Below are 12,409 nucleotides of genomic sequence, written 5' to 3'. Positions count from 1 at the left end.
AGGAAAGGGTGAGACCATGACGACACTTCATGCACGCACGGCATTGCTTGGCGACGGATGGCACGAGAATGTGCGATTGACCCTTAAGGACGGCCGCATCGCCGACATCGCGATGGGCGTCGCGCCCGAAGCCGGCGACGACAGGCAGGATATGCTCGTGCCCGCGGTGCCGAACCTGCACAGCCACGCCTTCCAGCGCGCAATGGCCGGCCTTGCCGAAGTTCGAGGCCCGGCGAACGACAGCTTCTGGAGCTGGCGCACCGTCATGTACAAGTTCGCCCTGTCGATGACCCCCGACCATATCGAGGCGGTCGCCGCGCAGCTCTATATGGAGATGCTCGAGGCCGGCTTCTCGCGCGTCGGCGAATTTCATTATTTGCACCACGACAAGGACGGCAGTCCCTATGCCAATATCGCCGAACTGGCCGAGCGCATCGGCGCGGCCAGCGCCGAAACCGGCATTGCATTGACGCTCCTGCCCGTCTTCTACGCCCATTCCGGCTTCGGCGGTGCAGCGCCGATCGATGGCCAGCGCCGCTTCATCAACTCGCTCGAAAGCTTCGAGGCACTAATGGCCGGCTGCCGCACGGTGACGAGCCGCCTACCCGGCGCCGAGCTTGGCATTGCGCCGCACAGCCTGCGCGCCGTCACACCCGAAGAATTGGCAAAGCTGGTGCCGATGGCGGGCGACGGGCCGATCCATATCCACGTCGCCGAGCAGATGAAGGAAGTGGAAGATTGCATTGCCTGGTCAGGTGCGCGGCCGGTGCAATGGCTGCTCGATCATGCCCCCGTCGATAGCCGCTGGTGCCTGATCCACGCCACGCATATGACCGAGGATGAAACCCGGCGCATGGCAAGGAGCGGCGCGATTGCCGGCCTCTGCCCGATCACCGAAGCCAATCTCGGCGACGGCGTCTTCCCAGCGCCCCTCTTCCTCGAGGAAGGTGGTCGCTACGGCATCGGCTCGGACTCCAATATCCTGATTTCAGTGCCGGAAGAGCTGCGGCAGCTCGAATATTCGCAGCGTCTAGCGCTCCGCGCCCGCAATGTCATCGCTTCGACGGGCGGTTCGACCGCCCGCATGCTGTTCGACGGCGCACTAGCCGGCGGCGGTACGGCGCTGAAAGCCAAGGCTGGGCTTGCCGTCGGCAACCATGCCGACATTGTTTCGCTCGACACAAGCGCTGTGCCTTACCTCTCCGGCGACCGCATTCTTGACCATTGGACCTTTGCCGGCGGCGTCAAGGTCGACGGCGTCTGGGTTCTGGGCCGCAAGCAGGTCGAAGGCGGACGTCACCAGAAGAGAGAGGCAATCTCCGCGCGCTTCCTTAAGGCGATGGGCGAACTCATCAACTAAGAAACTGCTTTTCCTCCCGTCGATTGATCCTTAATGAAGTGCTTCGGGGGGAATCCATGTCTCACACGGAAAAGATGGGCAGCATGGCCACAGCCAAAGAGGCGACACTGCATCAGCGTATCCTGAGCGATATCGAGAACCAGATCGTCTCTGGCGCTTGGCCGCCGGGTCATCGCATTCCCTTCGAACTTGCTCTTGCGGAGCAGTATGACTGTTCGCGCATGACGGTGAACAAGGTGCTGACCCAGCTTGCCCGCGCCGGGCTGATCGAGCGGCGAAAGCGTTCGGGCAGCTTCGTCACACATCCGCAGGCGCAATCGGCGATACTGGAAATCCACGACATCAAGTCGGAAATCCTGTCGCTCAACCTGCCCTATTCGTACAAGCTCGTGAAACTGGCCGAGCGGCGTGGCCGCCCGGAAGACTCCCGCCGCCTGCAATTTGCCGGCCCGGTTACCGTGCTTGAAATCACCTGCATCCACTATGCCGGTTCGCGACCCTTCTGCCTGGAAGACCGCGTCATCAATCTCGATGCCGTACCGGACGCAGCCAATGCCGACTTCACCACCCTGCCACCAGGCCCCTGGCTGATTAATCAGGTGCCCTGGAGCACCGCCGAACATCAAATCCGCGCCATATCCGCAGAGGGCGAAGCAGCTGCGAGCCTCGACGTCGCCAAAGGCACGGCCTGCCTCGTGGTCGAACGACGCACATGGAGTCCCTCAGGCCCGATAACCCACGTCCGCCTCACCTATCCCGGTGATCGCCATAGCCTTGTGGCGCGCTTTACGCCTGCAAGCTAAAGCAACTCCAGCAAAAGTGCGCAGCGGTTTTCCTGGAAATGCTCTAGGGACGCTGCGGAGACTCGGTCGGCGGCGGGATGAGACTCTCGGATTGACGTATAGGATGGCCGGGATTGACCAGCAGGATGCTGAGCGCAATCAGAACCAATGACAGAATCAAGAGGATTCCAATCAGAAGCGGACGAATCGCGGTCATTTCGTTCTCCAATCTCCCAGCCCAGCGCAACGCGCGATAGGGAATTCGAGATAACCAGCGCAGTCTAGCGATAAACGTTAAGCAATGACTAATGTTCCGGGAAATACCTGTCCTTTTCCAGGAATTTTTGACCTCGCCGGCCGAGACGGCTATCTCACGCTTGTTTGAATGGCGAATGACGCAAGCGGCGCATAGGATCGTGGCGCAGATGGCCGCAGGCGCATTGCCCAGCACACTGCCGACCGGCTCCAACCCTCGTATCAAGATCGACCGGCATATCGCTCGGCCGAAATCTTAAGGGAGACACTCCCCATGCATCACAAACGTCTGATCGCGAGCGCGCTGACGCTCTCCGTCGCCATGCTTGCAGCGCTGCAAAGCGCTGATGCCGCCGAGCGCGTGAAAGTGCGCGGCACCGTAGAGAGCCTCGATGGCGATACGCTCAAGGTCAAGTCCCGCGACGGCAAGGACGTCACGGTCGCGCTGAAATCCGGCTTGCAGGTCGGCGGTGTCGTTCAGGCTGCCGTCAGCGACATCAAGCCCGGTGACTTCGTCGGCATCGCCTCGCAACCAACCAACAGTGGCATCAACGGCGCCATAGAAGTCGTCATCTTCCCCGCCTCGATGAAGGGAACCGGCGAAGGCGACCGCCCATGGGATTCGGCGCCGAACGGCTCGATGACCAATGCCACCGTCGCCAATGCCGTAACCTCGGTCAACGGCCCGACATTGACGCTCACCTACAAGGGTGGCGAGCGCAAGATCAACATCCCCAAGGGCACGCCGGTCGTAACCTTGGCCGCCGCCACGAAAAGCGACCTCAAGCCCGGCGCCGGCGTCTTCATCACCGGCGAGCGGAGCGGCGACTCGACGGTATCGGCCGACCGCGTCGCCGTCGGCCTCAACGGCACCATGCCGCCGATGTGATGGATCCTGCGCAGCGGTCGGTCCGTTACCTTGAACTTAGTCGCCGAAAGTAATACCTCTTTCTTAGAGATCATTACCGAGGCATACGATGAGTACCACCGTTACAGCAAAGGGACAGGTCACGATTCCGAAGGCCGTCCGCGACATGCTCGGAATAGGTCCTGGTAGCCAGGTCGATTTCCGCCGCATGCCTGACGGCAATATCGTCGTCGTCCCGGCGGATGCGCAGAAGCAGACCAGTCGATTCACCAAATTCCGTGGTCATGCCGGAAAAGGAATGACCACCGACGAAATCATGGCTTTGACGCGCGGCGACGACTGAGGTGATCTTTGTCGATTCCAACATATTGCTGGACATCATCACGAACGACCCCGTGTGGTACGACTGGTCACTCGCGCAACTCGACGCCGCGAGCCTTCTCGGCCCATTGTGTATCAATGATGTCGTCTATGCCGAGATATCCGTGCGTTACGACAGGATCGAGGATCTCGACGAGATGCTTGCCGAGACCGGTCTACGCATCGAGCCGATGCCGCGGGAGGCGCTTTTCCTCGCCGCCAAGGTTTTCGCTCAATATAGGAAATCGGGTGGGACGCGTGGCGGCGTCCTGCCCGATTTCTTCATTGGCGCCCATGCGGCAGTCAGCGGCCTATCCCTCCTGACACGCGATACGAAGCGCTTCCGAACCTATTTCCGGTCCGTCACGCTCATCAGCCCGCAGGAAAGCTGAGGCGGACAGAGCAGAAAACCCTACTCCGCCGCCTGCGCATGCGGGCGTTGATCGATGACTTCGTCATCCTCCTCCGGCTTCGGCTGCTTCCAGGCGATCAGGCGGTAGAACATCGGGATGAAGAAGGTGGCGATGAAGGTCGCCGCCAGCATACCGCCGATGACGCCGGTGCCGATGGCGTGCCGGCTCGCCGAACCCGCACCGCTGCTGATGGCCAGCGGCACGACGCCGAGGATGAAGGCGAGCGAGGTCATCACGATCGGGCGGAAGCGCAGACGCGCCGCCTCGATCGCCGCCTCGGCCGCACTCATGCCTTCCTTGCGTTTCAGCACCGCGAACTCGACGATCAGGATGGCGTTCTTCGCCGCCAGGCCGATCAGCGTCACCATGCCGATCTGGAAGTAGACGTCGTTGGTGAGCCCGCGCAGATAGGTGGCAAGCAGCGCGCCGAACAGCGCGAAGGGGATCGCGGTGATGACGGCAAGCGGCAGGCTCCACTTTTCATACTGCGCAGCGAGGATCAGGAACACCATGATGACGCCGAAGACCATCGCCTGCGTGCCGGCACCGCTGGTCTCCAGCTCCTGATAGGCGGAGCCCGTCCAGGCGATCTGGAAGCCTTGCGGCAAGGTTTCGGCCGCCACCTGCTGCATGGCCTTAATCGCATCGCCTGACGTATAGCCGGGCGCCGGGTTGCCGGTGATCTTGGCGGCATTGAAGGCGTTGTAGCGTTCGAGTTGGTCCGGCCCGATGGCGCGCGTCACCTTGATGAGCGTGTCGAGCGGGATCATCTTGCCGCTGTCGGAACGCACGAAGACCTGGCGCAGATCGTCAGGCGATTCGCGGAACGGCGCTTCCGACTGCAGGTTGACCTGATAGTTGCGGCCGTACAGCGTGAAGTCGTTCACATAGAGGCTGCCGAAGGTCGCCTGCATGGCATCGAAGACCGAGTTGATCGGCACGCCGAGCGCCTTGGCCTTCTCGCGGTCGAGATCGGCGCGGAACTGCGGAACGTTGGTGTCGAGCGTCGTGCGGACGCCCGCAAGCTCCGGCCGCTTGGAGGCGGCCGCCACCAGCTTCTGCGCCTGATCGGAAAGCCCTGCCACGCCCTTGCCGCTGCGATCCTGCAGATAGACTTCGAAACCGCCAGTCGTCGAGAGACCCATGATCGGCGGCGGATTGAAGGCAAGCACCATGGCATCCTTGATGCCCATGTTGGCGCCGATGATCGGACCTGCGAGATTGCGGGCATCGAGCTCCGGCGTCTTGCGCTCGCTCCAGTCCTTCAGCGTCACGAAGGCGACACCGGCGCTGCTCTTCAGACCACCCGACAGAAGATCGAAGCCCGAAACCGCAAAGACGTTTTCGACGCCCGGCAGCTTCTTGGTATTGACCAGAGCCTCGTCCATGACGGCCTGCGTACGCGTGAGCGAGGCAGCCGGTGGGAGGATGGCGATCTGGAACAGCGAACCCTGGTCTTCATCCGGCACCAGCGATCCCGGCAGCGTGTAGAAGAGATAGCCGGTCACGCCGAGCAGGCCGGCAACCAGCACGCAGCCGACGATGACGCGCTTCAGGAAGAAGGCGACACCGGCTGCATAGCCCGCCGTCAACCGGTCGAAAGCACGGTTGAAAATGCGGAAAGGCAGGATCGGCTCATGATGGCCGGGCTTCAGGATCAGCGCGCAGAGTGCTGGCGTCAGCGTCAGCGCCACGATACCGGACAGAGTGACCGAGATCGCGATGGTGACGGCGAACTGCTTGTACATCTGGCCCGCCAGCCCGCCCATGAAGGAGACCGGGATGAACACGGCGCAAAGTACGAGCACGATGGCGATGACCGGGCCGGTCACTTCGCCCATCGCCTTGATGGCAGCCTTCTTCGGCGACAGCTTCTCCGTCGCCATCAGGCGCTCGACGTTTTCGAGCACGACGATGGCGTCGTCCACCACGATACCGATCGCCAGCACCAGGCCGAACAGCGTCAGAAGGTTGATCGAGAAGCCGAGCAGATACATGCCGGCGAAGGTGCCGATGATCGAGATCGGCACCGCGATGATCGGGATCAGCGTCGCCCGCCAGTTCTGCAGGAAGACGAAGACGACGATGACCACGAGAAGGATCGCCTCAATGAAGGTATGCACCACCTCCTCGATCGACACCTGGATGAACTTGGTCGTATCGTAGGGGATCTCGTAGGCGACGCCGTGCGGGAACGACTTCTGCAGCTCGTCGAGGCGCGACTTGAGTGCCGCCATCGTGTTCAGCGCGTTGGCGCCCGGCTGCAGATAGACGGCGATCGGAACCGCCGGCGTACCGTTGAGGCTGCTCTGCACCGAATAGCTCTTGGTGCCGAGTTCGATGCGCGCCACATCCTTCAGCCGGAGCGTTGCGGCATTGGCCGTCGAGCGCAGGATGATTTCGCCGAAGGCGTCGACATCGGGCAGGCGCCCCTGCGTCGTCACGGTATAGGTGAAGGCCTGCGGATTGTTGCTGGGCTGATCGCCGAAACGGCCGGCGGCAAACTGGGAGTTCTGCTCCTGGATCGCGGTCGCGACGTCGCTCGGCGTCAGATTATACTGCGCCAGCTTGTCCGGCCGCAGCCAGATACGCATCGAGTAGTCGACATCGCCGAGCAGGTTGACGTCGCCGATGCCGGGAATGCGCTTGAGATCGTCGATGACGTTCAGAAGCGCATAATTGCCGACATAGGTGCGGTCATAGCGGCTGTCGGTGGAATACATCGCCACGAAACCGAGGATCGACGTCGAGCGCTTGGTAACGACGACGCCCAATCGCGTCACGTCCTGCGGCAGCGTCGAGACTGCGCGCTGCACGCGGTTGTTGACGTTGATCGCCGCCTGGTCCGGATCCGTGCCCAATGCAAATGTCACGGTGATCTGCATCGCGCCGCTGTTGGAGTTCGTCGACTGCATGTAGAGCATGTTTTCGACGCCGTTGATCTGCTGCTCCAGCGGAGCGGCAACGGTCTGCGCCACAGTCTCGGCGCTGGCGCCGGGATAGGTTGCGGTCACCACCACCTGCGGCGGCGTCAGCTCGGGATATTGCGCGATCGGCAGGATGCGCAGGCAGACGGCGCCCGCAAGCAGGATGACGATCGAGATCACCGCCGCGAAAACGGGGCGGTCGATGAAGAATCGGTTGCCTAGCATCAGTTCTGCACCACCTTTTTCGCGTCCTTAGGCGTTGCATCCGCCGTCGCCTGCACCGGCGCACCCGGGCGCACCTTGATGATGCCTTCGGTGATCAGTCTGTCGCCGGCCTTGAGGCCGGAAAGCACCAGCCAGCTGTTGCCGATCTTCTGGCCGAGCGTCACCGGGTTGATGTGTGCCTTGCCTTCCTGGTCGATCGTATAGACGAACTGGCCCTGCGGGCTCTGCATCAACGCCACTTCCGGAATGGTAATGGCATTGTCAAGCGACACGCCCGTCACCCGCGCACGAACGAACTGGCCCGGCAGCAGCCGGCGCTGCGGATTGTCGACCACGGCACGAGCCTGCAAGGTTCCCGTCGATACGTCGATCGTGGAGGAGGTGAAATCGACCACACCGTCATGATCGTAGCCGGTGCCGTCGCCGAAGGAGATCTTGACGCCGAGATTGGGTGCTTCGCCCTTCGCCTTCTTCATGTCGATCAGCCGGCGAACTTCTGCCGCCTCGGCATCCGAGAAGGAGAAGTTGACGTAGACTGGGTCGAGCTGCGTGATGTTGGTCAGCAAACCGCTATCGCCCGTCGTGCCGATCAGGCTGCCTTCGGAGACCTGCTCCAGGCTGGTAATGCCACCGATGGGCGCCGTGACCTTGGTATAGTCGAGATTGAGCTGCGCCGTCTGAACCTGCGCCTGCGCTGCCGCGACCGCGGCTTCCGCCAGCTGACGCGTCGAAATCGCATCGTCGCGAGCTTTCTGCGTCGCGGCGTTCTGCCCGAAGAGATTGATGTTGCGCTTTTCTTCGCGCTGCGCCTGCTCAAGCTGAGCCTGCGCCTGCTGGAGCTGCGCCTTGGCTTGCGCGAGCGCTGCCTGGTAGGACGCCGGGTCGATCAGGAAGAGCACGTCGCCCGCCTTCACTTCGGCGCCTTCGATAAAGTTCCTTTTCAACAGGATACCGCCGACGCGGGCCCGCACATCGACTTGCCTAAAGGCGGAGATGCGCGCAGCATATTCATAGGAGAGCGCGACGGTCTGAGGCTTGACGTCGATAGCCGTCACCTGCGGCGGCGGCATCTGGCCAGCCTGCTGCGCGAGGGAGGAAGATGCGCAGAAAAAGAGCAGTCCGGCGGCAACGAGACCGTTGCGCAGAAGAGGGGATTTATACGTCGTCATGGAAAAATCACCGTGAGATTCGACATTTTTATTGCAGCGCAATATACAAACATTCATGAATGATTGTAAATATCAAATCGACGTGACTTTTATGGTCGATATCGGGAACCACATGTGGTCTTCGGATATTAGGATATAAAATCAAACATATAGAGTGAGACGACATGCCCCCTTCGTCTCGCGGAAACTTCAAGGAGGAACATGCGCAGAACCAAGGAAGACGCAGCCAAGACGAGAGAGGAAGTTTTGGCCGCGGCCGCCGACATTTTCTATGAAAACGGCGTCAGCGGCTCCAGCCTCGAAAAGATCGCCCAACGCGCCGGCGTAACGCGCGGCGCGATCTATTGGCATTTCAAGGACAAGGCCGAGGTCCTGACGGCCTTGCATAGCGAAATCCGTCTGCCGCAGGAAACCATCGTCGACTATGCGATCGAGCACGGCCATGACGACCCGCTCGGACTGATCGAGCAGGGCACAATCCAAGTTCTGCAGAATCTTGCCAAGGACGAACACCTGCAGCAGGTCTTCGCCATCATGATCCTCGGCTGCGAATTCACCAAGCACCGTTCTGACGCCGCCCAGAGAATCGTTACCGCCAACCAGCAAATGTTCGGCAAGCTGCAGCGACTGATCGAGATGTCCGACCAACAGAACACGCTTGCGCCGCTATGGACCCCCGATGCCGCCGCCCGCGCCATTCAGTGTTCCATGAATGGCCTGCTCGCCGAATGGCTCCGATCGAGCAAATCCTTCCCTTTGGTCGATATAGGAGAGAGGCTGATCCGCAGCTTGGTCGGCTCCATGCGGCTAAGGTGATCTAGCGGCTAACCGCCGGCGTGTCGCATGGCCTCGGCCAGCGAGATGTCCGACTTGATCTCCCGCGTCGACATCGATGTCACGGTATGTCGGACGCCGGGAAGCCTGTTGAGCTCCTGCCGCAGCAGCCGATCGAGCGCCGCCATGTCGGTCGCCAGAATATGCAGGAGATAATCGGCCTCGCCCGTCGTCGCGTGGCAGCGCCATATCAGGGGATGGCGACGGACGGCGGTCTCGAAGGCATCGAACCGCTCGACGTCGATCGATACCTGCACGAAGGCCTCGAGGCCGAAGCCGAGCCGGGGCGGATCTAGAAGCGCCCTGTATCCCCGGATCACGCCTGCCTCCTCCAGCGCCTTTACCCGCTTCCAGCACGGCGTCTTGCTGAGCCCCACGAGATCGGCGAGCGCCGCAAACGAGATGCGGGCGTCAGCCTCCAGCGCGGCAATGATCTTGTGATCGAGCGCATCCAACTCCATCGTTCTCTCCATTTTGGCTACAGGAGCCGATCGTACTCCCATTCTGCAATTATGAATGACAAATAGGAACAATGTTCAAGGCAAATTGCTTATCCTTGTGAAAGGCAAACATGCTTGTCGGTCGGAGGCCGGAACAAAGGGAACGAAGATGCAGAAGCAAGACTACTACGCCCGCATCGAGGCGCCTGACATGCTCGACTACGGCGTCTATCTGCAATGTGATAAACTGCTCGCCTGTCAGAAGCCGTTGAACGGCATGGTCAACGGCGACGAACTGCAATTCCAGATCGTTCATCAGGTGGAAGAACTCTGGATGAAGCTGATGGCCTATTCGCTGGTCGATGTCATCGGCTTCATGGAGGAGCGCAACACGCATCGCGTCGTGACGCTGATGGGCCGCGTGCATCGGATCATGCGCATGATGACGGCTCAGCTCGACCTCCTGGAAACCATGTCGCCGAAGGAATACCAGGAAATCCGCCTGCAGCTCGGCAACGGCAGCGGCCAGGAATCGCCCGGCTTCAAGTTCCTGCTGCGCATGCCGCCCGATCTCTGGCACGCCTTCAAGACGAATTATCTCGATGCGCCCGGCCTGACGATCGCCGATATCTATGATGGCAAGTACGATCACGGCGACAGCTATGTGGTCGCGGAAGCCCTGGTGGAATATGACGAGCTGTTCCAGAAATTCCGCGCCAACCACATGTATCTGATCCAGCGCTCCATCGGGCTCGGCTCGAAATCCCTGAAGGGACGCCCGGTCGAGCTGCTGCAGGCCGGCGCACGCCACCGCTTCTTCCCCGACCTCTGGGATATTCGCCACGAAATGACCGACCGCTGGGGTAGCCAATATGGCGTCGTCCGCGATTCCATTTCCAAGCATGACGCTGCCGAATAGGCGCTAACCGAAAGCAGCCTTCCGTTGCCTCGTGTGACGCAACGGAAGGCTTTCAATATATAACGCCCGGCCTGCCGTCGGCAGCGACGCGAAAAGCGCGATGACAATTCATCACAATATCGGTCGTCCCGGCCGAACCTATCACCGCCGATAGGCTATCGACCCTCCCCATATTCATTCAAGCAGCATCCTCGCCTTGATTGCGCGCCGCGCATCAGGTCGCTCGGGCCTGCCATGTTTCCCCTTGCGAATCGACGGACGCGATCGGCACCGGAGATCCACGGCACGCGACCATCGCCGCTGCCAGAAATCGTGTGAGCACGGCAATCGCGGCTCGATAAAAAGCTAAAACTAAGAAATATAGCATATTGCATAAATTTGTTATCTGCCATATTTGTTTAGTAACCTCGCAGTTCGATCCTCCCGGAGCCCCTCATGACGCAATTTCAGGAAGCCACTGCGCGACAGCGCGCATGGAAGTTCGCCAGCCGTGATGAAGACGACCGCCCAAGCCTTCCTGAAGTCAATGCCACGGTGAAAGTGCCGCATGGCGGCAGCTGGATACGACGCCTGCTGGCGTTCATCGGACCGGGCTACATGATCTCCGTCGGCTACATGGACCCCGGCAATTGGGCGACGGACCTCGCCGGCGGCGCGCAGTTCGGCTACACGCTTCTCGCCGTCATCATGCTCTCCAATCTGATGGCGATCCTGCTGCAGGCGCTGTCGGCAAGGCTCGGCATCGTCACCGGGCGCGATCTCGCCCAAGCCTGCCGCGATCATTATCCAAGGCCTGTCAATCTGGCTCTGTGGTTTGCCTGCGAGCTCGCCATCATCGCCTGCGACCTCGCCGAAGTCATCGGCACGGCAATCGCCCTGCAGCTGCTTTTCGGAATTCCGCTGATCGGCGGCGCACTGATCACCGCGCTCGACACTTTCCTGCTGCTGCTTCTGATGAACAAGGGCTTCCGTTATCTCGAAGCCTTCGTGATCGCGCTGCTGATCGTCATCGCCACCTGCTTTGCCGTGCAGATCGCCGCGGCCGCACCGCCGATCGCGGCCATTCTCGACGGCTTCATCCCCTCGCCCGAAATCGTCATCAACCACGAGATGCTTTACATCGCCATGGGCATCATCGGTGCGACCGTGATGCCGCATAATCTCTACCTGCATTCCTCGATCGTGCAGACCCGCGCCTACAAGCGCAATGACGAGGGCCGCCGCGACGCCATCAAATGGGCGACTGTCGATAGCACCGTCGCGCTGATGCTGGCACTCTTCGTCAATGCCGCGATCCTGATCGTCGCGGCCGCGGCCTTCCACAATAGCGGCCATGCCGACGTTGCCGAGATCGGCCAAGCCTTCGAGCTGCTCTCGCCGCTGCTCGGCCTCGGCATCGCCTCCACCCTCTTTGCGATCGCGCTGCTCGCCTCAGGCCTCAATTCGACCGTTACCGCGACGCTAGCCGGCCAAATTGTGATGGAAGGCTTCCTTCGCCTGCGGATTCCGCACTGGGCAAGGCGACTTTTGACGCGCGGTCTTGCAATTATTCCGGTTGTATTCGTGACTGCAATTTATGGTGAAAAAGGCACCGCCAACCTGCTCGTGCTCAGTCAGGTTATTCTGTCCATGCAATTGCCCTTCGCCGTTGTTCCATTGGTCCAATTCGTGACGAATCGCGACAAAATGGGGAGTTTCGTCGTCTCCAGAAGTATTGCCGTTCTCTCCTGGCTGGTGGCCGCCATCATACTGGTGCTGAACTTCAAGCTGCTGTTCGACACCATCTTCAGTTGACGAATCATTTGCAACGCGCGAATCTGGGCCTGTGGACGATCACGGCAATTAACAGACTCGTAA

12 protein-coding genes are annotated in these 12,409 nt (G+C 60.8%); 8 read left to right on the top strand and 4 right to left on the bottom strand.

Annotation, left to right across the window (positions count from 1 at the left end; all coding sequences use genetic code 11):
• Window positions 1-16: 16 nt before the first annotated feature.
• Together GA0061102_RS13525 and hutC are read left to right on the top strand one after the other, a co-directional pair.
• Window positions 17-1,360, top strand: a complete 1,344-nt coding sequence (locus GA0061102_RS13525) for a formimidoylglutamate deiminase (RefSeq protein ID WP_092848223.1) — start codon at window positions 17-19, stop codon at window positions 1,358-1,360.
• A gap of 83 nt (window positions 1,361-1,443) precedes the next feature.
• Window positions 1,444-2,163 carry a histidine utilization transcriptional repressor HutC gene (gene hutC, locus GA0061102_RS13520; protein WP_092848349.1) on the top strand — a complete coding sequence of 240 codons (720 nt, stop codon included), beginning with the start codon at window positions 1,444-1,446 and terminating at the stop codon, window positions 2,161-2,163.
• Window positions 2,164-2,206: 43 nt separating this feature from the next.
• Here hutC and GA0061102_RS33170 read toward each other — a convergent pair whose 3' ends face one another.
• Window positions 2,207-2,359: a hypothetical protein gene (locus tag GA0061102_RS33170; protein ID WP_167667980.1), complete on the bottom strand. Its 153-nt coding sequence runs from the start codon at window positions 2,357-2,359 to the stop codon at window positions 2,207-2,209.
• 312 nt (window positions 2,360-2,671) lie between these two features.
• Here GA0061102_RS33170 and GA0061102_RS13510 point away from each other — a divergent pair, with 312 nt between their 5' ends.
• From GA0061102_RS13510 to GA0061102_RS13500, 3 genes are all read left to right on the top strand, one after another.
• Window positions 2,672-3,286 carry a single stranded DNA-binding domain-containing protein gene (locus tag GA0061102_RS13510; protein WP_092848218.1) on the top strand — a complete coding sequence of 205 codons (615 nt, stop codon included), beginning with the start codon at window positions 2,672-2,674 and terminating at the stop codon, window positions 3,284-3,286.
• 88 nt (window positions 3,287-3,374) lie between these two features.
• On the top strand, window positions 3,375-3,608 hold the full coding sequence (locus tag GA0061102_RS13505) for an AbrB/MazE/SpoVT family DNA-binding domain-containing protein (RefSeq protein WP_092848215.1): 234 nt from the start codon (window positions 3,375-3,377) through the stop codon (window positions 3,606-3,608).
• Between the two features lies 1 nt (window position 3,609).
• On the top strand, window positions 3,610-4,017 hold the full coding sequence (locus GA0061102_RS13500; protein WP_092848211.1) for a type II toxin-antitoxin system VapC family toxin: 408 nt from the start codon (window positions 3,610-3,612) through the stop codon (window positions 4,015-4,017).
• 20 nt (window positions 4,018-4,037) lie between these two features.
• On the opposite strand, the gene GA0061102_RS13495 is transcribed toward GA0061102_RS13500, so the two are convergent.
• Window positions 4,038-7,190 (bottom strand): efflux RND transporter permease subunit, encoded by a 3,153-nt coding sequence (locus GA0061102_RS13495; RefSeq protein ID WP_092848208.1) that lies wholly within the window; start codon window positions 7,188-7,190, stop codon window positions 4,038-4,040.
• Window positions 7,190-8,359, bottom strand: coding sequence for an efflux RND transporter periplasmic adaptor subunit (locus GA0061102_RS13490; protein ID WP_092848337.1), 1,170 nt, complete (start codon window positions 8,357-8,359; stop codon window positions 7,190-7,192). Before GA0061102_RS13490 ends, GA0061102_RS13495 begins: the two co-directional genes overlap by 1 nt.
• A gap of 201 nt (window positions 8,360-8,560) precedes the next feature.
• On the opposite strand from GA0061102_RS13490, the gene GA0061102_RS13485 reads away from it, so the two are divergent.
• On the top strand, window positions 8,561-9,175 hold the full coding sequence (locus GA0061102_RS13485; protein WP_092848206.1) for a TetR family transcriptional regulator: 615 nt from the start codon (window positions 8,561-8,563) through the stop codon (window positions 9,173-9,175).
• Window positions 9,176-9,183: 8 nt separating this feature from the next.
• On the opposite strand, the gene GA0061102_RS13480 is transcribed toward GA0061102_RS13485, so the two are convergent.
• A complete protein-coding gene (locus tag GA0061102_RS13480) occupies window positions 9,184-9,654 on the bottom strand; it encodes an Lrp/AsnC family transcriptional regulator (protein ID WP_092848205.1) in 471 nt (156 codons plus the stop codon).
• Window positions 9,655-9,802: 148 nt separating this feature from the next.
• On the opposite strand from GA0061102_RS13480, the gene GA0061102_RS13475 reads away from it, so the two are divergent.
• Entirely contained in the window at window positions 9,803-10,552 is a 750-nt protein-coding gene (locus GA0061102_RS13475) for a tryptophan 2,3-dioxygenase family protein (RefSeq protein ID WP_092848329.1), read from the top strand.
• 435 nt (window positions 10,553-10,987) lie between these two features.
• A complete protein-coding gene (locus tag GA0061102_RS13470; RefSeq protein WP_092848202.1) occupies window positions 10,988-12,346 on the top strand; it encodes an Nramp family divalent metal transporter in 1,359 nt (452 codons plus the stop codon).
• Window positions 12,347-12,409: the final 63 nt, after the last annotated feature.

Origin of the sequence: Martinezella miluonensis, assembly GCF_900094545.1 — a bacterium.
In the GTDB taxonomy this organism is placed as follows: Bacteria; Pseudomonadota; Alphaproteobacteria; order Rhizobiales; family Rhizobiaceae; genus Rhizobium; species Rhizobium miluonense.
Note: the sequence above shows the minus strand (reverse complement) of the source record. Positions and strands in the feature narration are given on the sequence as shown.